Here is a 24,864-nt window from a genome sequence, read left to right as displayed (position 1 = left end):
TTCTGATGTTGCGCCTTATCTCGTTTTAAACAAGCGCTTTGCCTTTATCGTCGATGATGGAGCCAATATTGGTGGCTGCATCCCCCAGTAGGATTTCATTGTGGGCCTTGCCTGATGGGATCATCGGGAAGCAGTTTTCGGCCGGATCGACCAGACAATCGAAGATCACAGGGCCAGGTGTTTCAATCATCTGGATGATTGCAGCATCAAGGTCTTCCGCCTTATCGCAGCGGATGCCGGTGCCTCCATAAGCTTCAGCAAGCTTTACGAAATCCGGCAATGCATCAGAGTAACTCTCTGAATAACGCCCGCCATGCAGCAACTCCTGCCATTGGCGCACCATACCCATGTATTGGTTATTCAGAATGAAAATCTTGACCGGCAAACGGTATTGCAGAGCCGTCGACATTTCTTGCATATTCATCTGGATAGAGGCTTCGCCGGCTACATCGATAACGAGTGCATCGGGGTGAGCGACCTGTGCTCCAATCGCAGCTGGGAGGCCATAGCCCATTGTGCCGAGGCCGCCCGATGTCAGCCATCGGTTTGGCTCTTCAAAATGCAGGAACTGGGCCGCCCACATCTGGTGCTGGCCAACTTCCGTGCTGATGTAACGGTCATAGCTTTTGGTCAATGCTTCTAGCCGTTCCAGTGCGTATTGCGGCTTGATGTAGCTGCCCTCGTTGCGATAAGCGAGACAATTGCGCGAGCGCCAGCTTGCAATGTCTGCCCACCATGGGGCATAGCGCTGTTTGTCAATCGTGGGGCCAATATCTTTCCAGAGCTGAACCATTTCGTGCAGCACATGGGCGCAATCACCAACAATGCCGATATCGACCTTCACAGTCTTATTAATTGAAGAAGGATCAATATCGATATGGATCTTGCGCGCATTGGGGGCGAAGGCATCAAGCCGACCCGTGATCCGGTCGTCAAATCTTGAGCCGACAGCAATGATCAAATCTGCGCCATGCATGGCGAGGTTGGCTTCATATGTTCCATGCATGCCCAGCATGCCAAGGAACTGCGGATGCGAAGCCGGGAATGCCCCAAGCCCCATCAGGGTGGATGTTACGGGAAAGCCTGTCATCCGGGCAAATTCACGTAAAAGCGCTGTCGCCTCCGGACCTGAATTGATGACGCCGCCTCCCGTATAAAGAATTGGGCGTTGAGCGCGTGTCATTAACTCCACGGCGGCGTTGATGCGTGCTGGATCACCCTGCAATTTAGGCCGGTAGGTCTTGTGCTGATTGTCAGCCAAACGCTCATAGGGAGCGCTGCTGAACTGCACATTTTTCGGGATATCAACCACAACAGGGCCAGGGCGGCCATGGGTTGCCACATAAAAAGCTTCGTGGAGGATGCGCGGCAGGTCTGCCGTGTCCTTCACTAGGTAGTTGTGCTTGGTGCAGTGGCGCGTAATGCCGACCGTGTCAGCTTCCTGAAACGCATCCGAGCCGATGACGTATGTTGGCACCTGTCCAGTAATAACGACCAGCGGGATTGAGTCCATCATGGCATCGGTCAGGCCGGTAACAGCATTTGTAGCGCCGGGGCCGGAAGTGACGAGCACGCATCCCACTTTGCCCGTAGAGCGGGCATAGCCTTCTGCAGCATGCACGGCAGCCTGTTCATGCCGCACGAGAATGTGGCGAACCTTATTCTGATGAAATAGCGCATCATAAATGGGAAGTACGGCGCCGCCCGGATAACCAAATATATGCTCAACACCTTGATCTTGCAGCGCCCGGATTACCATTTCAGCGCCGGTTATCGTCTCACTCATCGCCCTGCTCCGTCTATTTCATCCGCTAATGCGGTTTATTACCCTTGAGATGCGGTGACGAATTCCAGTTCAGGCAACAAAAAAGGGCCCCGAAGGACCCCTGTGCGCCATCTGCCGGATTAGCGGGCTATTCCCGCTCCGTCGATGGCGCCCCCGATACGATAAGGTTCATGTGCATTACACGCGTGCCTTCCTGAATGTTGCTAAAAAGCTAGTCCACACGAAACGATCGGTCAAGCGTCAAGCGCACATTTTTTGACCTAAGACGTGTTTTTGTTGATTATCGAGGCTTCTTTAGCTGATTTAATGAATCATTTTCTGCAAGAGGGCAACATTCAACAGAGTGAAATATAGAATGTCATTGACACCATTATGGGCAATGATATTTTCAATCGAAAGTTGAAAAAGTAGCAAAAATTGTCTGGAGATATCGTTTTGTCTATAAAAGAACAGATCAAATCACTCTCAAGACAGAACTTGCTTGTTCAATATGTTTATCGACGCTGGGGATCTGCTTTGACAGGTCGATGTGCGGATACTGATGAGCTGATTATTCCTTCTTTACGCATGCGCACAAGTATCGATGTGGGTGCAAATGCCGGAGCCTATGCGCAGCTTCTTGCACGCACCAGTGATCTGCTTGTTTGTTTTGAACCGGTTCCCTTTATGATTCGATTGCTGAACATGCTGTTCCGGGGGCAATCGCATGTACACATCCAGGCTGTGGCCCTTTCAGATACATCAGGTACTGCTCGTCTTTCCATTCCGCTGCGAAAGAGCGAGGCTGTTTCTGCGCTTGCGTCACTCAAGCAGACTTTTGAGGATGCCGAGATCATCGAAGTTGAAACTCTTCGGTTCGATGATTTTCGCACGCGTAACCCATGGGCGGATGCCGCACCTATCGATTTTATCAAGATTGATGTGGAAGGCTTTGAGGTTCAGGTGCTCGAAGGGATGCAGGAAACCATTGCGTCGATGCATCCGGTGTTTCTGATCGAGACCGAAGTGCGGCATAATGGCGAGAGTTTGCAAGTATTTCAGCGCTTGGCCGAGCAAGGTTATTCAACTTATATATCGCGTATCGGAGGTTCGCTGGAGGCGGTTTCCATCACAAGAACAGAAGACATTCTTGCGATGCAAAGCCTGGATGATCTAGCGCAGGAGAGTTTCAACTATCGTATTGGCAGTGAAAGGCGCTACCTGAACAATTTCTGGTTCATTCACGCCGATAGTCACCTGTCCGAGCAGCTAAAGCCCTTTATCCGCAATGCGTAGTGCATCAGGCGCCGTCATCGGGCGTAATCAATGCGCTTCTTTTGCCTCTGTAGCCTGTCGCAAGAACATATAATTCCGCTGAATCCGCGCGGCTGGCTGCAGGCTTGACGTGTCGCACTGCCGCAAAGTCGCGTTTCAGATCATTCAAAAGCGCATTTTCTGTGCCGCCTTGTAGCACTTTAGCGAGAAATACACCGCCCGGGGCAAGCACCTGTCTCGCAAATTCAAGAGCGGTTTCGGCCAGCCCCATGATCCTGAGATGATCTGTCTTTTTATGTCCCGTAGCGTTTGCCGCCATATCCGACAGCACCAAATCAGCGGGGCCGCCCAGCATCTCAATCAACAGGCCTGGTGCTTCGGGGGCGAGAAAGTCTAGCTGGATAAAATCTACGCCAGTCAATGGCTCGATTTCCAGCAGATCAAGACCAACCACGCGGCCTTTGCCAGCTTTAATTCCCACCTTTTGTGCCGCAACTTGCGACCAGCCACCAGGTGCTGCACCTAGATCGATAACGCGCTGATTGGTTTTTAGCAGCTTGTACTTTTCATCCATCTCAAGCAGCTTGAATGCTGCACGCGAGCGATATCCCTCACGTTTGGCGCGGGCCACGTAAGGATCATTCAACTGTCGCGATAACCAACGCGCCGATGCGACAGAGCGCTTGGCAGCCGTCTTCACACGCACTTTGAGCGAACGCGCGCCCTCACCGGCTTTGCCGGATCCGCTTTTGGCCCCGCCGCTTTTACCTTTTCCGCCGCCTGCGGTCCCCGAGCTCACGCTTTTGGTCTCCTATTCCAAACGTTATCTTCCTGCATCATATTGAGCAGGATACCTTCACGCAGCCCTCTATCAGCCACACGAAGGCGTGGGCTGGGAAAGGCGCGGCGAATAGCTTCAAGAATAGCGCAGCCTGCCAGTACAAGGTCTGCCCTATCAGTGCCAATGCAAGGATTGGCGACACGTTCCGCGTATGAACAATCGGCAAGGAACGCAATTACCTTGGCTACGTCGCGATCATCCATCCACAGCCCGTCAACCTGTCGCCGATCATAGCGTGGAAGATTGAGATGAACGCCTGCAACCGTTGTTACCGTGCCTGAAGTGCCAAGAAGATGAAAGCCATGCATGCGAGAGGCATTACGAGCGCGCCAGGCAAATGGAGCGAGTTGGCGCTCCACTTCCTGCACCATGGCAGTAAAGACATCCCGGGTGACTTCAACACCACCGAAGCGCTCTGCCAAGGTGACAACACCAAGTGGCAATGATGCCCATGCGCGCACACAATGGCCGTTATCACGTCGGTTGGATGTTGAAGGTGAAATGCCGTTTACAGCAGGCGCTCTAAAGCGTTCCGTGCCGTATGTAATTTGTGCATCAGAAGGGCCATTGCTTTCGTGTTCGAAGTGCTTGCGGGTGCTGGTCCAGACTATTTCGGTTGAGCCGCCGCCGATATCAAATACGACAACGCTTGTGGCCGCTGGATCAGCTAGCCCCGTGCATCCGCTGACAGCCAGAAGCGCTTCTGTCTCACGATCCACAACCTCCAGCAACAGGCCGGTTTCCGTTTCCACACGGTCGATGAAGTCTTGCCCATTAATTGCAGCACGGCAGGCTTCTGTTGCGATGAGCCGGGCGCGTCCAACCCGTCGCGCGTCCATTTTGGCGCGGCATATCTTCAGCGCATCAATGGCGCGTGCAATGGCCTCGTCGCCAAGACGGTTGACACTTGCCAACCCCTCACCCAGCCGCACAGTACGGGAGAAGGCATCGACAACGCGAAAATTGTCAAAGGTTGGCTCTGCCACAAGCAGACGGCAATTGTTGGTGCCCAGATCGAGCGCTGCATAAGTGCATGCGCCGCGAAAATGATTGCGATCGAGATATCGCGAGTCAAAAAAATGCTGTGACCCGCGTGATCCTCTCACGCTGGTTCTGGGTGGCTCTGCCACCCTGGCCACGCTTCGCCGCTGATACGCATCAGTCAGCTCGGCCGTGGTCCCGCTACAGCTGACCCCAGCTTCATCGTTGACCGTCACGGCCTAAAATCCTGTTAGAACTGTCGTGCTTAGGATCATTCGATATCCCGGCAACACGCCCCATTCTATGTTTACATGTTGCCTATAGGGTAACAGCTTATGGGCAACAATGCCAAGCGCCATATTTGCCATGATTGAAATTTAGAGATTTTATTGTCAAACCAGCATGGCAATTAAGCGTTTAAGGCTTCGAAAGGCGAATATTCTGGCTGCTCCATGTCAACATGAGCAATTGTTAATTCGCTATTCTCTCAAAAAGCCTTGCTTGCAGTGCATCCAACAGGGCATAGCTTTCTTATGGCGCTTCAATGGGCGGGTGTTGATTAAGGCTGCATTGATGGTTGCTTAACTGGTTGATTGTCGTCACCTTTTATAGAAGGGACGCACTAAAGGAGCGGCAGATGCTGTCACCCACCGGGCCACAGCAACATGATGCCTTTGGACAAAAGGTCGACAATGTTGATGCATTGTCACGAAGGCGACCATGGATGGTGCGCCTTATCTGGTTGTTGGCACTGGTCATTGCAACTGGTGCGGTCGTGTTATTGCTCAAGCCTGATACATCGACACAAGCAGTAGCCCAGCGATTCGGTAAGCGTTCAGGACTACCCACTGCCATGCCTGTAAGTGTGGCTGCGGTGACAACTGGTGATATTCCGATAAGCCTGCAAGCTCTCGGCACGGTTACGCCGCTTGCAACCGTCACCGCCCGCACACGTGTTGCTGGCCAGTTGACGCATGTGGCGTTTTCAGAGGGCCAGCAGGTCAACAAGGGCGATCTTCTGGTGCAGGTGGATCCCCGCCCCTATGAGCTCGCTCTTGATCAGGCAAAAAGTCAGCTGATGCGGGATCAGGCAGAACTGGCCAATGCCGAGATGGACCTTTCCCGCTACCAGTCGCTGGTCAAACAGAACGCTATTCCACGTCAGCAGCTTGATACACAAAATGCGACGGTTCGCCAGCTACAGGCAACGGCACGTGCCAGTGAAACCGCTGTGCGGACGGCAGAGCTTAACCTGGAATATACCAGCACAGTTGCACCCATCTCAGGCCGCGCCGGTTTAAGACAGATTGATGAGGGCAATTACGTCCAGACGGGGGATGCCAACGGGCTTGTTACCATCACCCAGATGAAGCCGATTTCGGTGCTGTTCAGCGTGCCAGAAGATCAGTTACCTGTGATCAACCAGCGTCTGTCAGCGGGCGAAATGTTGCCTGTTGCGCTTTATGATCGCAACCGCGTCCATAAACTGGCCGAGGGGCGTCTGGCTACGCTCGATAATCAGATAGACGTTAACACTGGCACCATCCGGCTGCGTGCGGTTTTCGATAATGCTGATGAGACGTTGTTCCCCAATCAGTTTGTGAATGTGGAGCTGCTGGTTGATACCATGCGGGATGCGGTTGTTATACCTGTCTCAGCCCGCCTCACCGGCGCACCCGGTACATTCGCCTGGTTGATTGATAAGGATGCCAAAACGGTCAGCATCCGCCCAATCAAGACAGGGGTATCTTCAGCGGATACAGTGGCTGTTGTCGGTGGATTAAAGCCGGGGGATCTTGTGGTTACTGATGGCTCGGATCGTCTGCGCGAGGGTATGCAGGTGGTCTTGCCAGCTGAATATTCCGCCGATTCTTCTGCCACCGCTCGTGCCCCCGGAGAGCAAACCAGCGAGCAGCGCCCGCGTAGAAGAGGTGCGGATGGCGCGGGCAATCGCCCCTCGCCACCATCTCGTGGTTCGTTGTGATCGTTTTGGTGATGATCTAATGAACATCTCCCGCCCCTTCATTCAGCGGCCGGTCGCGACCATCTTGATGATGATCGCGCTTATGATTGTGGGCGTTATCGCCTTTCGTAATCTGCCGATTGCTGCTTTGCCAGAGGTGGATTATCCAACCATTCAGGTGCAGACGTTTTATCCCGGCGCTTCGCCAGAGGTGATGGTTTCGTCGGTTACAGCGCCGTTGGAACGCCAGTTGGGGCAGATGCCGGGGCTGCGGCAGATGTCTTCGACCAGCGCGGCTGGGGCATCAGTCATTACGCTGCAGTTCAATCTCGAGCTTGGGATTGATATCGCTGGCCAGCAGGTGCAGGCGGCGATTAATGCGGCTGGCAATCTTTTGCCTTCAGATCTTCCCGCGCCGCCCATCTATGCCAAGGTAAACCCCGCCGACGCGCCTGTGATGACGCTTGCCATTACCTCCGCCACCATGCCGCTGACGCAGGTGCAGGATATGGTGGATACACGACTTGCCCAGAAAATTTCACAGGTGGCTGGTGTTGGTCTCGTGACCCTTGCCGGCGGGCAAAGGCCGGCTGTTCGGGTGCGCGCTAATACGCTGGCGCTTGCTGCTTACGGCCTTAACATCGACGATCTTCGCTCAACTATTGGCAATGCAAACGTCAATACGCCAAAGGGAACTTTTGATGGTCCACAAAGGGCTTACGCCATTCAGTCAAACGATCAGTTGAAGGGCGTAGAAGAGTTTCGCAACCTTATTATCGCTTATAAGAACGGCGCACCAGTTCGCCTTTCGGATGTTGCAGAAATTGTAGAGGGGGCGGAAAATGATCGCCTCGGCGCCTGGGCCAATGGTTCTCCCGCTATTCTGGTGAATATCCGCCGCCAACCAGGTGCGAATGTTATTGAGGTGGTTGATAGCATTCAGGCTTTGCTGCCCTCTCTCACTGAAACGCTTCCTGCATCGGTTGAAGTTGCTGTCATGTCTGATCGTACGGAGACAATCCGCGCATCAGTTCATGATGTGCAGGTCGAGCTGATGATGGCCATCAGCCTTGTGGTGCTGGTGATCTTCCTGTTTTTGCGCAATATTCCAGCCACTATCATCCCAAGCTTGTCAGTGCCCTTGTCGTTGGTTGGCACTTTTGCGGTAATGTATCTGTGTGGCTTTAGTCTCAATAACCTGTCGTTGATGGCGCTGACCATTGCCACTGGCTTCGTGGTTGATGATGCCATTGTCATGATCGAAAACATCGCCCGTTATATCGAACAAGGCGATACACCGCTGAATGCAGCCCTGAAGGGCGCCAAGCAAATTGGCTTCACCATTATTTCGTTGACGTTATCTTTGATTGCAGTGCTCATCCCACTGTTGTTCATGGGGGATGTTGTAGGGCGGCTGTTTCGTGAGTTCGCAATTACGCTTGCGGTAACAATCCTGATTTCAGCAGCCGTCTCGCTCACCCTTGTGCCTATGCTTTGCGCCAAGATGCTACGCCGCGAAAATCACGTGAAGGGCGAGCGTAAACGGACCTGGTTTGATGGTGTTATCGCTGGATATGGGCGCATGCTGACTGTTGTGCTCAATTATGGCTGGGTAACGCTGCTGATTGCAGTGGGCACTTTGGTGCTGACAATCTGGCTGTATGTGCTCGTGCCTAAAGGCTTTTTCCCAGTGCAGGATACGGGCCTCATTCAAGGTGTTTCGGAAGCTGATCAGTCTCTGTCATTCGCCGGAATGGCCCAGAGGCAGCAGGGTATTGCGGAAATTATATTGAAAGATAAGGATGTTGCGTCTGTTACCTCATATATCGGTGTAGATGGCTCTAACCTTACTCTTAACACTGGCCGCTTTCAGATTGCACTAAAGCCACGCTCTGAGCGCACACGTTCAGCGAGCGACATCGTGCGTCGCATTAACGCGGAAGCTGCGCAAGTGCCGGGTATCAGCCTTTATATGCAGCCCGTGCAGGATTTAACGATCGATTCCGTTGTCAGCCGCACTCAATATCAGTTTGTGCTTGATGACGCAGATCCGGCAGTGCTCTCTGAATGGGTGCCGCGGATGGTAGAGGCTCTATCAGACCTTCCGCAGATTGAAGATGTAACGAGCAATTTGCTCGAACGTGGCCTTGCAGCACAAGTTACGGTGGATCGTGACACTGCTGCCCGCTACGGCATCACCTCAGCAACTGTCGATAATGCGCTCTATAGCGCCTTTGGGCAGCGGATTGTTTCGACGATCTTTACGCAGGCCAACCAGTATCGCGTCATTCTGGAGGCTGATCCTGCCATGCAGTTCACGCCTGCATCGTTGCGCGATATCTATCTGCCCTCGGCTGGAGGGGGGCAGGTTCCTCTCTCCGCTATTGCAACTGTGACAGAGCGGTTAGCCCCTTTGCAGATCAATCATCGCAGCCAGTTTCCCACGGCAACGATCTCGTTCAACCTTGCACCGGGTGTGGCCCTTGGCCAGGCAGTGGATGCGATTAATGCAACAGCTGCAAACCTCGGAATGCCGGCAAGCGTAACGACCTCGTTTCAGGGGGCTGCATTAGCCTTTGAGACAGCGTTGACCAATCAGGTCCTGCTGCTGATTGCCGCTGTTGCTGCGATGTATATCGTGCTGGGTGTTCTATATGAAAGCTATGTCCATCCGATCACTATTCTGTCCACTCTTCCATCTGCCGGACTTGGGGCATTGCTGGCACTGATCTGGCTTGGGCGCGAGCTGGATATTATTGGCATCATTGGTATCGTTTTGTTGATCGGCATCGTGAAGAAAAACGCCATCATGATGATCGATTTCGCGCTGGATGCCGAACGCACGCGCGGCTTATCCCCGCGTGAGGCTATTTATGAAGCATGTCTCTTGCGTTTTCGCCCCATCTTGATGACGACTTTTGCCGCCCTTTTCAGCGGACTTCCTTTGATGTTGGGTGATGGTGCGGGTTCGGAGCTGCGCCAGCCGCTTGGTATTACCATTGTTGGGGGGCTAATCGTCAGCCAGGTGCTCACGCTATTTACAACACCCGTGATCTATCTCGCTTTCGATCGGCTGGCGCATATATTTAGCACCAATAATGAGGATGATCCCGAACAGGTGGTATCGTGAATATTTCTGCCCCCTTCATCCGCCGCCCAGTCGCAACCACGCTGTTGACGATTGGCTTGGCACTGGTGGGGATGTTGGCCTATTTTCGCCTGCCCGTTGCGCCATTGCCGCAGGTGGATTTTCCGACAATTCAGGTCACCGCTTCCATGGCCGGTGCCAGCCCTGAAATCATGGCAACAAGCGTCGCCACGCCTCTGGAGCGGCATCTTGGGCAGATTGCAGACGTAACCGAGATCACTTCGCAAAGCAGTCAGGGTTCCACGCGGATCGTGATGCAGTTTGGCCTGAACCGCGACATAGACGGTGCTGCGCGTGATGTGCAGGCTGCCTTATCTGCGGCGCGCGCCGATCTACCAACCGCGATGCGGTCCAACCCGACATATCGCAAGGCCAATCCTGCTGATGCGCCGGTGATGCTGATTGCCCTCACCTCGAAAACACTGAGCCTTGGCGCGCTTTATGATGCGGCTTCCACGGTTCTGTCGCAAAAACTATCGCAGGTGAAGGGCATTGGTCAGGTTGGCGTCAGTGGCAGCTCGTTGCCAGCGGTGCGGGTGGAGATTAACCCCACGTCGTTATTTCATTATGGAATCGGTCTTGAAGATGTTCGCGCCGCGCTTTCCGCCGCCAATGCCAATAGCCCCAAGGGTGTAATCGAATATGGTGATCAACGCTGGCAAATTTATACCAATGATCCTTACCGCCTTGCTGAACATTACCGCCCACTGATCATTGCCTGGCGAAACAATGCGGCAGTGCGTCTCAGCGATGTCGCGACCATCACGGATTCCGTGGAGGATATTCGGAACCGTGGGTTATTTAATGGCCAGCCGGCTGTTTTGCTGACGCTCTCGCGCATGCCGGGTGCCAACATTATCGAAACGGTCGATGCAGTCAAAGCGCTGCTGCCGCAGTTACAGGCGGCGGTTCCGGCAGATATCGATCTGGCGGTTGCGCTTGATCGCACAACGACAATCCGCGCATCAATGGTCGATGTCCAGTTTACGCTGGTTGCTTCAATTGCGTTGGTAATCCTTGTTGTTTATCTCTTTTTGCGAGATTGGCGCGCGACATTAATCCCGGCTGTTGCGGTGCCGGTATCGTTGATCGTCAGCTTCGGCGCGATGCATCTACTCGGTTATAGTCTGAACAATTTCTCGCTCATGGCCCTCATTATTGCCACGGGTTTTGTGGTGGATGATGCCATCGTGGTGCTGGAAAATACCATGCGCCACATTGAGGCTGGCATGTCGCGCACAAAAGCGGCACTGCTTGGCGCGCAGGAGGTGGGCTTTACCGTTGTATCCATGAGTATTTCGCTTGTTGCCGTATTTATCCCGCTGTTACTGATGGGGGGATTGCCGGGGCGAATGTTTCGTGAGTTTGCGGTGGTGCTATCGGTTACCATCCTTGTTTCGCTCGTTATCTCGCTCACCACCACGCCAATGATGTGCGCGCGCTTGCTTGGTAGAAATCGCAAGCCACTTCGGCAGTCGCGCTTGATGGCAGCGATACTGTGGTTTTATGAACGCACGCTGCGCATAAGCCTCAATCATCCCTGGTTGGTTGTGCTGACATTGGCTGTGACGATTGCCCTCAACATCCACCTTTTCATGATAGTGCCCAAAGGCCTTCTCCCTCAACAAGACACCGGTGCATTGATTGGTGGTGTGCGGGCGGATCAGAGCACCTCATTCCTCAACTTGCGTGACAAGATCGCTGATTTCGAGAAAATCATCCGTTCCGATCCTGCAGTTGAGAATGTCGTCGTATTCACGGGTGGGCGTTCCAATTCTGCCTTCATGAATGTCACTCTGAAGCCGTTGAACGAACGCGGCGTATCAGCCATGCAGGTTATGAACCGCCTCCGGCCGCAGTTCTCCAGCGTTGAAGGGGCATCGACATTTCTATTTCCGGTGCAAGATCTGCGCGTGGGGGGACGTGAAAGTAGTTCACAATATCAGTTCACACTGCGCAGCGATGATCTTGGTGGATTGCGCGAATGGGTGCCTAAGATCGCTGAAGCGTTGAAGGCTGAGCCTATTCTGACGGATATCAATTCGGACCGCGAAGAAGCAGGATTGCAGGTGTATCTCAACGTTGATCGGGATGCCATTGCCCGTTTCGGCCTGAGTATGAACCAGGTCAATGGCGTGCTCTATGATGCCTTCGGGCAGCGCGCGGTCTCCACTATCTATGACCGGCTGAACCAATACAGCATCATCATGGGTCTTGCGCCTCGTTATCTTGAGGACCCCTCATCGCTCGATTCCATCTATATACCGGCCAAGGGCGGCACTATCAGCGCAACCCAACAGAGCGGCGCACTCGCAGGCACGGTTTCAACTGGCGGCGAGGCGACAAGCGCGCAATCCATTGCTGATGATCCCGTCCGCAATCAGCGGCTCAATCAGATCGCAGTCACCGGCCGCACACAGGCATCTACCGGGGCAGCTGTCAGCACGACTGCGCGTGACATGATTCCGCTTTCGGCTGTAGCGAGCCATAAGTTCGGCACGACGCCGCTCTCAGTCCATCATCAGGGGCTTTTTGCGGCATCTACGATATCGTTCAATTTGGCCGAAGGAGTTGCGTTGAGTGATGCCGTTATCGCCATCAATCGTGTCATGGCAGAGCTTAACGTGCCGCGCTCGCTCCATGGCAGTTTTGAAGGCACTGCCCGCACCTTTCAGCAGGTCAACTCATCCATGGCATGGCTGATATTGGCAGCACTGGTGACAATCTACATCGTGCTGGGCATGCTCTATGAAAGCTACATCCACCCGCTGACAATTCTCTCTACCCTTCCCTCAGCCGGAATTGGTGCGGTAATGGCACTGATACTGGTTGGTATGGAGTTCAGTCTGATTGCGTTGATTGGTGTGTTTCTATTGATAGGTATCGTCAAGAAAAACGCCATCATGATGATAGATTTCGCCATCGAGGCTGAGCGCACTCAAGGCCTGTCCTCAGAAGAGGCGATTGTGAAGGCCTGCCTGCTGCGCTTCAGGCCGATCATGATGACTACGTTTGCCGCTATTCTTGGGGCCGTGCCGCTCGCTATCGGATTTGGTGAGGGTGCAGAAATGCGCCAGCCGTTGGGGGTTGCTATCGTTGGCGGGCTGGTGTTGAGCCAGTTGCTGACACTCTACACCACGCCCGTGATTTATCTTTTGCTGGATCGGCTGCAATTACATCTGCGCCGCCGCAATATTAAAGCTCAGCGTGTGCCAGCATAGATGCGGGCGGCATCGCCAAATGCTTTAAACAGTGCGGTTGAAAGCGGATCCGCCCACGCGCGCCATTCCGGATGCCACTGGACGGCGACCGCAAAGCCACCACGCGCATGTGCGGCTTCAACATGAAAAGCCTCAACCAGACCATCAAGCGCGCGCGCCTCCACCACGAGGCCCGGTGCAAGCCGGTCCACTCCCTGATGGTGCAGCGAGTTGACGTGTACCCTGCTCGCCCCCGCTAACCCGTGCAGTAGGCCACCTTGCGTCAGCTCCACCTCATGTGCCGGGCCGTATTCGGTCTCCAGATCGCCCTGCGGTTCACGATGATCATTGAAGCCTGATATTTCATGCACGTGCTGATGCAATGTGCCCCCGAGTGCAGCATTGATTTCCTGAAACCCGCGGCACACACCCAGCAGTGGCAGGCCATGTTCAATCGCAGCGCGCACCAGCGGTAACGATAGGTCATCCCGGTTGGTATCGAGCATGGTGTCGGGTTTATCGAGACCTCTCCCATAGGCTGTCGGATCGACATTTGAGGGGCTGCCCGGGAGAAAGACCCCATCGAGAATACCAAGCAGACGCGTTAGATCAGCGCTGATTGTTGGCTCTCCAACATTGGTAGCAGAAAGACGCCCCGGCAATATGACAACCTCTGCCTCTGCCCCGCGGGCTACAGCATAAAGGTATTTCTCCTGCACTTGATGCCAGACATGCTTATGGGTTGGCTTGACATCTGCCACGACACCTATCACCGGACGCATCGAAACCTCCTAAAAAAATGCGGTCAGTCCTGATACAAGCGCCAAGACAAAACTTGCGCTAAGGCTCACGCCGACTGCTCCAATTACCATACCGCAAATCACAACAAGCCCATCTCGCTCCACAAGGCCAAGGCCTACAAGGCAGGTCGCAATGCCGGGTGGGATCTGGCCAATGATTGGGGCAGCAGTAACAAGACTGGTTGCGATGAGCACCAGCGCCAGGCCAGTCAACCGCATGCGGAAGGGGGTATCAAAGAATGCGAGGCGTGGCCGTGACCATTGCTCAAGCCGGCGGACATAAGGCAAAGCCTGATCTACCGCCCGTGCTACATCAACACGCGCTACCGATTTATTGAGAAGCCGTTTCGGAATCCAGGGCGAGGTGCGGCCAAAGACGATCTGCAATGCCACACCAAACAGCAGAAATCCGCAAATTAAGGGAATAGGTGGCGGCATGGGCAGACAATTTGGCAATCCCAGCACCACAATAAGCACTGCAAACGCTTGTGGCCCTAATGCTTGCACGATTTCGGTCACAGCCAGGCGTTCGCCCTCGGCCTGCCCAAGCGCAATCAGAACCGATGATGTGCGGGGAAAGGGCGACGACAGGACATTCACCTCAGTGACAACCGCCCGATGCGGACAGATAAAAGGATGGCATGCGCGAAACATACGCAGAATAAAGTGCATAGACTATGCTGACCATCACGCCAAGCGCTATCAGCACTATCGTATGCAGACAGTGCTATGGGGGTATTTGCCGCTGAATGTGCTATTGAGCGAGTGATCCGATTCCATAGAAAAGATCAGAGAAAGCATGAGCCCACGCAGCATCCACGCCATTCGCCTTGAGTACGCCGCCCTTATTCTGCTGGCGCTTTTGCCTTTTGCTATGGCTGTCGCTAACCGTTCAGCTGCTGCTGTCATCACTCTGGCTGGCATATTCGCCTTATTGGCCCGAATCGTTGATGGCGTGCACATGCGCAATCTTTTCACCATTTCTCCTGCGACCTTGGCCGCATTGGCATTTATAGCTTGGGCTGTCCTGTCACTTGGCTGGAGCCATGTTCCTGCGACGTCATTGTTTGTGATGTCGGAGGCGGGCTTGCCGTTTATCGGCGGCGTGCTGTTGCTCGCATGCCTGCCGCGTACAATCCCAAAAGGCATTGTTCTAACGGCCGCCATTGCCTTCGCCATTTCATGCATCATGATCATTGTTGAACTGCAAACCGGCATGGAAACGCGCAGGATGGTTGGCGCGCGGGATGAGACCCTGATTTTTAATCGTTCTGTGATGACGCTGCTGCTGATCTTTTGGCCGCTAGCCATCCATATGGACCGTTTAGGCTGGCGGCGCTGGGCCTTTGTGTTTGCAGTGCTGTTGATCGTAACAGTCATAACAGCGACTTCTGGCGCATCCATGTTGGGATTGATGTTGTCCCTGCCTGCATTTCTTATCGCGCTTAAATACCAACGTGCGGGCTTTGTGCTTGCATCTGCGATGTTGGCGGGCTGCCTGCTTCTGGCACCATTCAAGGGGGCTCTTCTGGAGCGGATACTGCCGCAATCAATCGTCATGCGGCTTGAATCTGTACATGCTGCGGATCGAATTGAAATCTGGCAGGACTTTGCTGCAGTGGTTCGCGAGCGTCCACTCAGAGGGGCCGGTTTTGGCGTTAGTGCGAAGATGGCTGATGCGCCTTTCGTTTCTGATCTTCCGTCAGATCGCAGGCAGCTTCTCGCTGTGGGCCATCCTCATGATGGTTTCTTGCAGATCTGGGCGGAGCTGGGCCTTATTGGTGCAGTACTTGCAGGGATCAATGGTATTTTTCTGTTACGTGCCATTGCTCATCTTCCGAAGGTGATGGCAGCGGCTGCTGTCGCAAGCACGATTGCAGCTGCGGCTGTTGTATGCGTGTTTCACGGTGCATGGCAGGGGTGGTGGATCGGCCTTTTGATGGCGACGGGTGTCTGGTGCAGCCGTGATGTGAAAAGGCCTTTGCCTCAGCACGACTGAAGATGCCGAGATTAATTTGGTAGTGTGGGCCGCATTATTGTGCCCTTGCATATGTCAGGTTGCTGTTTGCCCGAGGACAAATATTCTCACGTTTCCATAACGAAAAAGGCCACCTTTGCAGGCGGCCTTTTCCAAATTTTCAACCTTGGAGCCTGCCCGATTATCGTGCAGGCTCTTAAAATCGATCAGCGTGAGTAGAACTCGACGACGAGATGCGGTTCCATGTGCACTGGGTAAGGCACATCGCTCAAGGAGGGCACGCGCACGAAGCGGGCTGAAACCTTGTTGTGATCTGCTTCGACGTAGTCAGGAACATCACGCTCTGCAAGCGCCATGGCTTCGAGCACAACAACCAGCTGACGGGAAGCTTCCTTCACCTCGATGACATCGCCAGGACGTACCAGGTAGCTCGCGATGTTAACGCGGCGACCGTTGACCTTGACGTGACCATGGTTCACGAACTGACGTGCAGCAAACACGGTTGGAACGAACTTGGCGCGGTACACAACCGCATCCAGACGACGCTCCAGCAGACCGACAAGGTTCTCACCGGTGTCACCTTTAAGGCGCGAAGCCTCAACGTAGTAACGGTGGAACTGCTTTTCGGAGATGTTGCCGTAGTAACCCTTCAGCTTCTGCTTAGCGCGCAGCTGGGTACCGAAGTCCGACATCTTGCCCTTACGGCGCTGGCCATGCTGGCCTGGGCCGTAATCGCGGCGGTTTACTGGGCTCTTAGGACGACCCCAGATGTTCTCACCAAGACGGCGATCGATTTTGTACTTGGCCGAAATTCTCTTCGACATTCGCGTGTCCTCTCAAAAAGACTAACAATGAGGAACGCGCCCTCCTCTTCTCCCGGGTGGGAGACGACAGATCCGTTGCAACTTTTCCGAAAAATCAGTCAAATCGCAGGGGCCACGGGAGCGTAAAATGCCAGCGCGAGCCATAAGGCCCGCGCAGGTTGCCGTTTCCTATCGGCATTCACGGCCGATGTCAAACACTTGCTTTATCAGCAGGCACATTTTTCGTGCACATCGACCTCAAGGCCGCGCTGTTTGAGCGCCAGCAACAGCGCTTCATGTGGTTGCTGGCCTGAGGTGAAGGTGGCATGCGCGGTTTGTAGAGGTACGCCATTCGTAGCCTCACCAAGCAACTGCACCATACGCCGTGCAATTGCAGGGGCTGGATCGATCCATGTTACAGGCCATGGCGCGAGGTGTTCAAGGCGTTTCGTGAGCAGCGGATAATGCGTGCATGCCAGCACGACCATATCGGTGCGCGCACCATCGCGGTCAACGAACACAGGTGCCACCTCATCACGCAGAACATCATCTCTGACAGGATTGCCAGAAAGCTCCCGTTCGGCAAAGCTGGCCAATTGAGTAGAGCCTACAAGGTGAACTCTGCTGGAATCCGCAAATTTACGGATCAGATCATGTGTATAGTCCCGCGCAACCGTACCAGGTGTGGCGAGAATGGTAATCTCTCCAGAAATTGTTTGCTCGGCTGCTGGTTTAATTGCTGGCACCGTGCCGATGAATGGAATGTCAAACCGGGCACGCAGAGCGGGTAAAACCAGGGTTGATGCCGTATTGCAAGCAACCACGACGATGTCGGGTGATAGCTGAGCAATTAGCCCATCCATCAGATGTACAACGCGTGCGAGCAGCGCTTCTGCATCCATGTTGCCATATGGAAAGCCAGCATCATCCGCAACATATGTAAATTGTGCATCTGGCCGCGCTTCCCGCAGTCGCGAAAACACCGTCAGTCCACCGACGCCGGAGTCAAAGACAAGCACGCGGGGAGGCTTGATGTTGTCTGCTATGTGCTCAGCCGCCATGGCTTTTTCCTAAACGGATTAATCCCGATAACCCTAGTTGTTATCGGTTAATATTTCGCTCTTGTTTGTGGTACTTGTCGGCCCACGTCGCAAGATGGAGGTCGCGCCGCGCAGGGTTTTAACGTCCTGCTCTGTCATCGAAAGCCGCAAAAGAATATCACGCAGATTGCGGATCATTGCTGGCTTTTTCTCAGGGGCCGGGAAGAAACCGCAGGTATCAAGTTCCTGTTCCAACCAAGTAAAGAACGACACAACTGCTTCGCGCTTGGCGGGGGGGGAGCGTTCTTCCACTGTAAATGGCAATGTGCCATGCGCCTGCTTGAACCACTCGTAGCCTACAAGCAATACGGCCTGTGCCAAATTGAGTGACGCATTCGATGGATCAACCGGGAAGGTAATGATAGCATCAGCCATCGCGACCTCATCGTTATTCAGGCCCGTGCGCTCGCGCCCAAACAGGATACCGACATTTTCACCCCCATGAATCCGGCTGTGAACCTGTTGTACAGCGGCATCGGCATCGAAGACTTGCTTCATTTGCCCGCGTTCACGCGCTGTTGTCGCATACACAGCGTTCAGATCGGCCACTGCAGATAGCAGATCCGGATAAATTTTCGCGCGTTCCAGCACGTGGGCGGCATTGGCGGCTGTCACGATTGCGCGTTCGTTTGGCCAACCGTCACGTGGATTAACGATGCGCATATCGGACAGACCAAAATTCGCCATGGCTCGCGCAGCCATGCCGATGTTTTCACCCATCTGCGGTTCGACAAGAATAATCTGCGGGCCGCCTGTCAGCGGGGCAAGGCTATGGTTGGTACCGGCACCGGTCATCAATCTACTTTCGGCAACAATCTTCTTCGGGAGAAGCCTTGTAACCCTTTATCAAAAAGCTGCAAGTGCCATGCATTCAAGTGTTCTCACTCAACCGTCACAGACTTAGCCAGATTGCGAGGCTGATCCACGTCTTTACCCATCACGCGCGCCGTGTGGTAGGAGAGAAGCTGCACTGGCAGTGCATATAGTAGCGGCGAAACAATGTGATGCACATCTGGCATCACAATCGCCGTCTCTCTCTCTAGCCCTGCTTCAGTGGCAGCTGTTGCGCTACCAATCAGAATAATATTGCCACCGCGGGCGGCGACCTCTTGCAAGTTGGAAACGGTTTTTTCAAACACCCCGTCCTTGGGAGCCAGCACAATGACGGGCATTGTTTCGTCAATCAAGGCAATGGGGCCGTGCTTCAATTCACCGGCAGCGTAGCCTTCAGCATGAATGTAGGAAAGCTCTTTCAGCTTCAATGCGCCTTCAAGTGCTAATGGGAAGGAAAGCCCACGCCCGAGATACAGTACATCCTTGGCCTTGGCGAGATCACGTGCGAGCTGTTCAATCTCTACATCATGCGCCAGCACTTTGCTCATCAAAGCCGGGATGCTTAGCAGGGCGGTGACCAGTTCCTGTTCAGCAAATGCCGAAAGCATACCGCGTGCACGCCCCGCATGAATAGCGAGCGCCAATAGTACAGCAAGCTGACATGTAAAGGCTTTGGTCGATGCAACACCAATTTCTGGCCCGGCCAGCGTTGGCGCAACCATCGTGCTTTCACGAGCGATTGTCGATGTCGGCACGTTGACGACTGCAAGTGATGGCCAGCCTCCTGCATTGGTGTAACGCAGTGAAGCGAGCGTGTCAGCAGTTTCGCCGGATTGCGAGATAAATAGTGCAAGCCCCCTGCCCGTCAGCGGTGGCTCGCGGTAACGAAACTCTGATGCAACATCAATCTCGACCGGAAGTCCCGCCAGCTGCTCAAACCAATACTTGGCGATCGTGCCTGCATAAAAAGCAGTTCCGCAGGCGCTGATTACCAGGCGGTCGATCGATGAAAAATCGATCTGAATATCCTCAGGCAAACTCACGGTGCCGTTGGCCATATTCACATAATGAGCAATTGTACGGCCAACGACTTCCGGCTGTTCGTGAATTTCCTTGGCCATGAAGTGGCTGAAATTACCTTTATCGGCGACCAATGTCCCTTGTGCTACAATATTGATAGGCCGCACTACAGTATGGTTTTCGATGTTGTAAACGGTGACACTTTCGCGTGTGATGACAACCCAGTCCCCATCTTCCAGATAACTGATACGGTTAGTGAAAGGGGCAAGCGCAAGAGCATCCGATCCCAGATAATTTTCGCCATTGCCATGTCCAACAGCAAGAGGCGCACCGGCACGCGCGCCAATCAGAAGGTTCTCTTCATCCGCAAATATAAATGCAAGTGCAAACGCCCCTTTCAGGAGCGGCAGCGTTTCACGCACGGCCTCGATCGGCGATAGCCCGCGAGACAGGGCAAGATCAATCAGCAACGCGACAACTTCAGTATCAGTTTGGGTTGAGAATTTTATATTCTCTGCCGCAAGCGCCTCACGCAGCTCACGAAAGTTCTCGATGATCCCATTGTGTACAACAGCCACGCGGCTTGTTGCATGCGGATGGGCATTGGCTTCTGTAGGACGTCCATGTGTGGCCCACCGGGTATGGCCGATGCCGATTTTGCCAAGTAATGGATGGTCTGCAAGGCGCAGCTCCAGATTGCGTAATTTGCCCTCTGCGCGCACACGGGTAAGCACACCGTTTTCTAATGTCGCAATGCCGGCTGAATCATAGCCTCTGTATTCCAGTCGCTTGAGAGAATCCAACAGATTTCCCGCCACAGCTGAATTGCCGAGAATGCCTATGATGCCACACATACTTGATTCCGTTCGCGTAAAAATAAGCCGTTAGCTTGATCTAGCCGAAAAAAGGCCTTTGGCCCAAATCACGATAGATGTCAGTTTATATCTTGCCTTTAATCTTGGCTATTATCTTCGCGCCCGGTATGGAACAAGCGCATTTTTTGCGCCCAGCCATCCTTTACTACCTGCTGTGCCCGAGAGATTGCCAGTGAATCAACCGGAACATTTCCCGTTATGATTGAGCCTGACCCGACATAGGCACCCTCGCCCACGCTAACGGGTGCGATAAGAGAAGTGTTTGAGCCGATAAAGGCCTTCTCACCAATTATTGTGCGGTGCTTTTTGAAGCCATCATAATTGCAGGTGATCGTGCCTGCTCCGATATTGCTGCCTGCTCCGATAGTTGCATCGCCCAAATAGCTGAGATGCCCCGCCTTAACGCCTTCTCCAAGCGTGGCATTCTTGATCTCAACGAAATTGCCGACGTGTGCCTTAACGCCAATATCAGCACCGGGCCTTAGCCGTACAAACGGTCCAACATCCGCACCATTACGCACAATAGCCCCTGTGAGATGCGAGAAGGCATGCACGACTGCTCCCTCCTCAATTACAACGCCAGGACCAAAAACCACATTTGGTTCAACAATGACATCAGAGCCCAGCCTGGTATCGTAGGAAAAAAATACAGTTTCCGGCGCTATCAGCGTTACACCTGCCTGCATGGCCGCGAGACGAAGGCGCGCCTGTATTGCCGCCTCTGCTTGCGCAAGCTGAAAGCGATCATTAATGCCCCGCAGCTCGGCCTCATCTGCAATTAGTGCTGCGGTGCGCAGGCCGGCGGCGCGAGCATGCGCAACAATATCCGTTAAATAGTACTCATTCTTGACATTGCGATTGTCGACCTTCTCCAGAAGCGCCAATGCATGTGCACCAGCAATCGCCATAATACCGCCATTGCATAGATTGATAGCGAGCTCTGTTTCGCTTGCATCTTTATGCTCTCTAATGGCGACGAGATTATCCCCTTCAAGCAACAGGCGACCATAACCTGTCGGATCGTCTGCCTCAAAGCCAAGCACAACGACTGCGACGCCTGATGCCAATGATTCGCGTAGACGATGAATGGTCTGTGGCTGCACCAGAGGTGTATCACCGAAGATAATGATGATGTCATCCGCCCCGCTTGCCAGTGCGCTGCGCGCGGCCAAGGCTGCATGGGCAGTGCCGAGGCGCTCTTGCTGGGTATGAATAGTTGCCTGCGGTGTCGTTTTTAATGCTTCGCTCGCGACGTCCTCTCGGCCGGGGCCCACAACCACTGCAACCGACTCCACATGGGCGCCCCTAATCGCATCCAGAACGTGTGATACGATTGCCCGATTAGCTATCTCATGCAGGATCTTGGGCCGTTTAGACAGCATGCGTGTGCCTTCACCGGCAGCCAACACCACAGCCAGGGCACTACGGGTTGTTGTGTTGTCGGAGGAGACAGCTGAAGAGGGCAAATGATCCGAAGGCATAGACCGATCCGTTGATTAAATAGCCAGTGGCCTCGTTACAGCCACAAAGATGCTCTGAATGGGCAATGATAGTGCGTCTAGGTTAATGAGCATAGGAGCGCAAGATGGCAAGTTCACGTCCCGATGCATTGATTGCTATAAACAAGGCCACATCAACCAGAAGGTTAGCCCAATGCGCCAATCATCAGGCTCTCCTTTTGTTTAAGAATCCCATCCCACTATGCTGTAACGCCTGAGGATAATCGAGGATACATTGTCTTTTAACGAATTTAAAAATAAAGATGATTGATCCTCTTAAGGAGTCAACCATAAGTGTTACAAGACGACACAAGGTGCGTTACGATTTTATGGAATCGGCAGCTCTGTTATCTCGCTGGTTTAATGTAATGACGAATAAAACGGTTGTTCCGCTCGTTGTTATGTGGATCTGCAACCTTATGGAAACTTCCTCTATGGCTTCGGTACAGGCAGGTTCATTCTATGCCGTTTCCGATGTCAATCGCCTCGCCTTATCCCGCAATATCTTGCTGCGAAACCTCATTGCCGATGTCTGAAAACACCATGATGACCACGCTGTTGACACCCTCTTCTGTTGCCGGTGGCATCAGGCCAGATGATGATCTTCGTCATGAATCCGTGCAGGTTCCCGTGATGAAATCGCGTGAACAAACCGGATTGCCTCTCGACAGACGCGCAACGCTTGCTCTCGGCCTTGCGGCTGCAAGCGCGACGGTGATGTCCGGTACTTCGTCCGCCCATGCGCAGACCCCCAATTTTCTGGAGACGGCTCTGTTGACGGTAGGCGATGGGGAAACGTTTGATCCTGCAAAGCTGTTAGCTGTTGCCAGGCAGCTGGCGATGCGCCCTTATGTTGCCCCTTCAAGCGAGTTGCCCGAAGGCTTTGATAATCTGACGTATGATCAATATGTTGGAATCCGTGCCAAGCCGGGGGCTTATCTCTGGAGCGGCGAAGGGCTTGGTTTTTCAATCGAGCCATTACACCGCGGCTTCGTTTTTTCTAATCCTGTCAGTCTCTATGCGGTTAATGATGGTGCGATCAGTCGCGTTCGCTATGCCCGTGATATGTTTGACTTTGGTACAGTTACGCCACCAGGTGTGCCGGCGGAACCGAATAAGGACGATGCACAGCCAACAGTGCCAAACAATGATGCTCAGAATGGCAATACCGTTGAAGGCCAGAATAACGCAGCCCGTGCCAAAACCGAACAGGCTGAAATACCAATCGATTTCTCTGGTTTTCGTATCTATTCGGATGCGCCGGGTGAGCCTGCATCGGAGCTTGCGATCTTTCAAGGGGCGACATTCTTTCGCGCCAAGGCTCGCGGGCAGAATTATGGTGTGCATGCACACACACTGATGTTGCGTCCAGCTGATGCGAAAGGCGAAGAGCTGCCTCTATTCCGTGCCTTCTGGATTGAACGGCCACAGGCTGGTTCGGGTGCGCTGGTGATCCATGCGTTGCTCGATTCCGAGAGCGTCGCGGGTGTGGTGCGCTTTACGCTGCGTCCCGGCGATACCGCCATTACCGATGTTGAAATGACGCTTATTCCGCGCACGCGTCTTGATCACATTGGCATTGGCGGTGCAACGGCTAACTTCCTGTTTGGCCCCATCCGTCCCAGCGCTGCACCCGATACACGTGTGGCGGTGCATGATGTTGGTGGCCTGCAAATCCATAATGGACAATCTGAATGGCTTTGGCGGCCATTTGATAATCCGCAGACATTACAGATATCCGCTTTCCTTGACAAAAACCCCAAAGGCTTTGGCCTTATTCAACGCGGGCGTGATTTTGCAGCATATGAGGATGATGTGCAGCGGTTTGAGCTTCGCCCCAGCTTGTGGGTGGAGCCATTAGAGGAATGGGGCGAAGGTGCCGTTCAGCTGATTGAGGTACCGACGCCAACGGAAGGCACGCCGAACATCATTTGTTACTGGCGGCCTGCTCAACCAATCACAGTTGGGACAGAGACGCGATATGCCATGCGTCTATACTGGTGCTGGTCAGTCCCCGAACGCCCCAATCTTGCGCTCGTGCGTAGCACTCGAATTGGTGTGTTGCCTAATAGCCGGATGCGCCGTTTCGCTATTGCATTCACTGGCGATGATCTTGGGCGCGCGAACATCGCTGATACTTTACGTGTGGGCCTGACGGCTTCGCGTGGGACCATCAGCAATGCGCGTCTATGGCCGTATCCCGATCGCAAAATGGTACGGGTTGTATTTGATTTTGACCCCGGCAACGATACAAGCAGTGAATTGCGTCTCGCTCTGATTGAAGCGGGCAAACCGATCAGCGAAAGCTGGCTTTTCCGCTGGACACCTTGAGCAGCAATGATGACGTCCGAACAACTTGCTTCTACCACTCATATCGACATGGCCCCTGCGACTCCGCCGGAGCGTCATCTCGACATGCCAACGCAATCCTTGCGCAAGTGGCGTAAAACACAAGAACGCAAGCCCATCATTGCGCGTAACCAGATTGGCGTTTGGCTGGCGCGTATTGTGATTTTTGGCGGTGCGTTCATGCTAACCGCCTATGGCGCCTGGCAAATGTATGAAGTTGTGTCAGTTAGCCGTACAACTATTCTGCAGTGGTTGCTGCTGGGGCTATTCACGCTGAATTTCTCCTGGATTGCGCTGGCCTTTACCAGTGCAATTGTCGGCTTTCTCATGCTTTTGCGCCGTCCAAAGGAAGCAGAACTGCCCACAGTTTTGCGCGAGCGTACAGCGATTGTGATGCCAATCTATAACGAAACGCCCTCAAGTGTATTTGCCG

The 24,864-nt window shown here is 53.7% G+C and carries 16 protein-coding genes and 1 pseudogene; 7 read left to right on the top strand and 10 right to left on the bottom strand.

Going from position 1 to position 24,864, the window contains the following annotated elements; translation table 11 throughout:
- Positions 1 to 25: 25 nt before the first annotated feature.
- Entirely contained in the window at positions 26 to 1,786 is a 1,761-nt protein-coding gene (locus VRZ32_RS07270) for an acetolactate synthase 3 large subunit (protein WP_414525088.1), read from the bottom strand.
- 516 nt (positions 1,787 to 2,302) lie between these two features.
- Here VRZ32_RS07270 and VRZ32_RS07265 point away from each other — a divergent pair.
- The gene (locus VRZ32_RS07265) at positions 2,303 to 3,061 is read left to right on the top strand and encodes an FkbM family methyltransferase (RefSeq protein WP_414525087.1); all 759 of its coding nucleotides are present in this window, start codon (positions 2,303 to 2,305) and stop codon (positions 3,059 to 3,061) included.
- A gap of 4 nt (positions 3,062 to 3,065) precedes the next feature.
- On the opposite strand, the gene VRZ32_RS07260 is transcribed toward VRZ32_RS07265, so the two are convergent.
- On the bottom strand, positions 3,066 to 3,839 hold the full coding sequence (locus VRZ32_RS07260; protein WP_414525086.1) for an RlmE family RNA methyltransferase: 774 nt from the start codon (positions 3,837 to 3,839) through the stop codon (positions 3,066 to 3,068).
- Positions 3,836 to 5,047, bottom strand: coding sequence for a Ppx/GppA phosphatase family protein (locus VRZ32_RS07255; protein WP_414526165.1), 1,212 nt, complete (start codon positions 5,045 to 5,047; stop codon positions 3,836 to 3,838). The genes VRZ32_RS07260 and VRZ32_RS07255 overlap by 4 nt, the downstream gene beginning before the upstream one ends.
- A 452-nt stretch (positions 5,048 to 5,499) precedes the next feature.
- Here VRZ32_RS07255 and VRZ32_RS07250 point away from each other — a divergent pair, with 452 nt between their 5' ends.
- From VRZ32_RS07250 to VRZ32_RS07240, 3 genes are read left to right on the top strand one after another with little or no spacing between them, the layout of a single operon-like run.
- Entirely contained in the window at positions 5,500 to 6,846 is a 1,347-nt protein-coding gene (locus VRZ32_RS07250; RefSeq protein ID WP_414525085.1) for an MdtA/MuxA family multidrug efflux RND transporter periplasmic adaptor subunit, read from the top strand.
- Between the two features lie 19 nt (positions 6,847 to 6,865).
- The gene (locus VRZ32_RS07245; RefSeq protein WP_414526164.1) at positions 6,866 to 9,955 is read left to right on the top strand and encodes an MdtB/MuxB family multidrug efflux RND transporter permease subunit; all 3,090 of its coding nucleotides are present in this window, start codon (positions 6,866 to 6,868) and stop codon (positions 9,953 to 9,955) included.
- On the top strand, positions 9,952 to 13,194 hold the full coding sequence (locus VRZ32_RS07240) for an efflux RND transporter permease subunit (protein WP_414525084.1): 3,243 nt from the start codon (positions 9,952 to 9,954) through the stop codon (positions 13,192 to 13,194). The genes VRZ32_RS07245 and VRZ32_RS07240 overlap by 4 nt, the downstream gene beginning before the upstream one ends.
- On the opposite strand, the gene VRZ32_RS07235 is transcribed toward VRZ32_RS07240, so the two are convergent.
- Together VRZ32_RS07235 and VRZ32_RS07230 are read right to left on the bottom strand one after the other, a co-directional pair.
- Positions 13,176 to 13,955, bottom strand: coding sequence for a gamma-glutamyl-gamma-aminobutyrate hydrolase family protein (locus VRZ32_RS07235; RefSeq protein ID WP_414525083.1), 780 nt, complete (start codon positions 13,953 to 13,955; stop codon positions 13,176 to 13,178). The two genes, VRZ32_RS07240 and VRZ32_RS07235, sit on opposite strands and share 19 nt — an antisense overlap.
- A 9-nt stretch (positions 13,956 to 13,964) precedes the next feature.
- Entirely contained in the window at positions 13,965 to 14,645 is a 681-nt protein-coding gene (locus VRZ32_RS07230; protein WP_414525082.1) for an exopolysaccharide biosynthesis protein, read from the bottom strand.
- 127 nt (positions 14,646 to 14,772) lie between these two features.
- Between VRZ32_RS07230 and VRZ32_RS07225 the strand changes: the two genes are divergently transcribed.
- A complete protein-coding gene (locus tag VRZ32_RS07225) occupies positions 14,773 to 15,972 on the top strand; it encodes an O-antigen ligase family protein (RefSeq protein WP_414525081.1) in 1,200 nt (399 codons plus the stop codon).
- Between the two features lie 185 nt (positions 15,973 to 16,157).
- Here the strand turns inward: VRZ32_RS07225 and rpsD are convergent, their stop codons facing one another.
- The 5 genes from rpsD to glmU form a co-directional block, all read right to left on the bottom strand.
- Positions 16,158 to 16,775, bottom strand: a complete 618-nt coding sequence (gene rpsD, locus VRZ32_RS07220; RefSeq protein WP_414525080.1) for a 30S ribosomal protein S4 — start codon at positions 16,773 to 16,775, stop codon at positions 16,158 to 16,160.
- Between the two features lie 206 nt (positions 16,776 to 16,981).
- The gene (gene murI, locus VRZ32_RS07215) at positions 16,982 to 17,815 is read right to left on the bottom strand and encodes a glutamate racemase (RefSeq protein WP_414525079.1); all 834 of its coding nucleotides are present in this window, start codon (positions 17,813 to 17,815) and stop codon (positions 16,982 to 16,984) included.
- A 33-nt stretch (positions 17,816 to 17,848) separates the two neighbouring features.
- Entirely contained in the window at positions 17,849 to 18,649 is an 801-nt protein-coding gene (locus tag VRZ32_RS07210) for an RNA methyltransferase (RefSeq protein WP_414525078.1), read from the bottom strand.
- A gap of 86 nt (positions 18,650 to 18,735) precedes the next feature.
- Positions 18,736 to 20,562, bottom strand: a complete 1,827-nt coding sequence (glmS, locus tag VRZ32_RS07205; protein ID WP_414525077.1) for a glutamine--fructose-6-phosphate transaminase (isomerizing) — start codon at positions 20,560 to 20,562, stop codon at positions 18,736 to 18,738.
- 98 nt (positions 20,563 to 20,660) lie between these two features.
- On the bottom strand, positions 20,661 to 22,064 hold the full coding sequence (glmU, locus tag VRZ32_RS07200) for a bifunctional UDP-N-acetylglucosamine diphosphorylase/glucosamine-1-phosphate N-acetyltransferase GlmU (RefSeq protein WP_414525076.1): 1,404 nt from the start codon (positions 22,062 to 22,064) through the stop codon (positions 20,661 to 20,663).
- Between the two features lie 546 nt (positions 22,065 to 22,610).
- Here glmU and VRZ32_RS07195 point away from each other — a divergent pair.
- Both VRZ32_RS07195 and VRZ32_RS07190 read left to right on the top strand, forming a co-directional pair.
- Positions 22,611 to 24,413, top strand: coding sequence for a glucan biosynthesis protein (locus VRZ32_RS07195; protein WP_414525075.1), 1,803 nt, complete (start codon positions 22,611 to 22,613; stop codon positions 24,411 to 24,413).
- Between the two features lie 6 nt (positions 24,414 to 24,419).
- Positions 24,420 to 24,864 (top strand): annotated as a pseudogene (locus VRZ32_RS07190) (glucan biosynthesis glucosyltransferase H); the annotation flags it as partial.

The sequence above is a fragment of the Pseudochelatococcus sp. G4_1912 genome (genome assembly GCF_047501465.1).
In the GTDB taxonomy this organism is placed as follows: domain Bacteria; phylum Pseudomonadota; class Alphaproteobacteria; order Rhizobiales; family Beijerinckiaceae; genus Pseudochelatococcus.
This window is presented reverse-complemented; position numbering and strand designations above follow the sequence as displayed.

What these genes read in the sequence shown, in the direction of transcription:
- VRZ32_RS07270 (WP_414525088.1), bottom strand. Translation starts at nt 1,786, where the DNA reads ATGAGTGAGACGATAACCGGCGCTGAAATGGTAATCCGGGCGCTGCAA.
- VRZ32_RS07250 (WP_414525085.1), top strand. Translation starts at nt 5,500, where the DNA reads ATGCTGTCACCCACCGGGCCACAGCAACATGATGCCTTTGGACAAAAG.
- VRZ32_RS07245 (WP_414526164.1), top strand. Translation starts at nt 6,866, where the DNA reads ATGAACATCTCCCGCCCCTTCATTCAGCGGCCGGTCGCGACCATCTTG.
- VRZ32_RS07235 (WP_414525083.1), bottom strand. Translation starts at nt 13,955, where the DNA reads ATGCGTCCGGTGATAGGTGTCGTGGCAGATGTCAAGCCAACCCATAAG.
- VRZ32_RS07230 (WP_414525082.1), bottom strand. Translation starts at nt 14,645, where the DNA reads ATGCACTTTATTCTGCGTATGTTTCGCGCATGCCATCCTTTTATCTGT.
- VRZ32_RS07225 (WP_414525081.1), top strand. Translation starts at nt 14,773, where the DNA reads ATGAGCCCACGCAGCATCCACGCCATTCGCCTTGAGTACGCCGCCCTT.
- rpsD (WP_414525080.1), bottom strand. Translation starts at nt 16,775, where the DNA reads ATGTCGAAGAGAATTTCGGCCAAGTACAAAATCGATCGCCGTCTTGGT.
- murI (WP_414525079.1), bottom strand. Translation starts at nt 17,815, where the DNA reads ATGGCGGCTGAGCACATAGCAGACAACATCAAGCCTCCCCGCGTGCTT.
- VRZ32_RS07210 (WP_414525078.1), bottom strand. Translation starts at nt 18,649, where the DNA reads ATGACCGGTGCCGGTACCAACCATAGCCTTGCCCCGCTGACAGGCGGC.
- glmS (WP_414525077.1), bottom strand. Translation starts at nt 20,562, where the DNA reads ATGTGTGGCATCATAGGCATTCTCGGCAATTCAGCTGTGGCGGGAAAT.
- glmU (WP_414525076.1), bottom strand. Translation starts at nt 22,064, where the DNA reads ATGCCTTCGGATCATTTGCCCTCTTCAGCTGTCTCCTCCGACAACACA.
- VRZ32_RS07195 (WP_414525075.1), top strand. Translation starts at nt 22,611, where the DNA reads ATGTCTGAAAACACCATGATGACCACGCTGTTGACACCCTCTTCTGTT.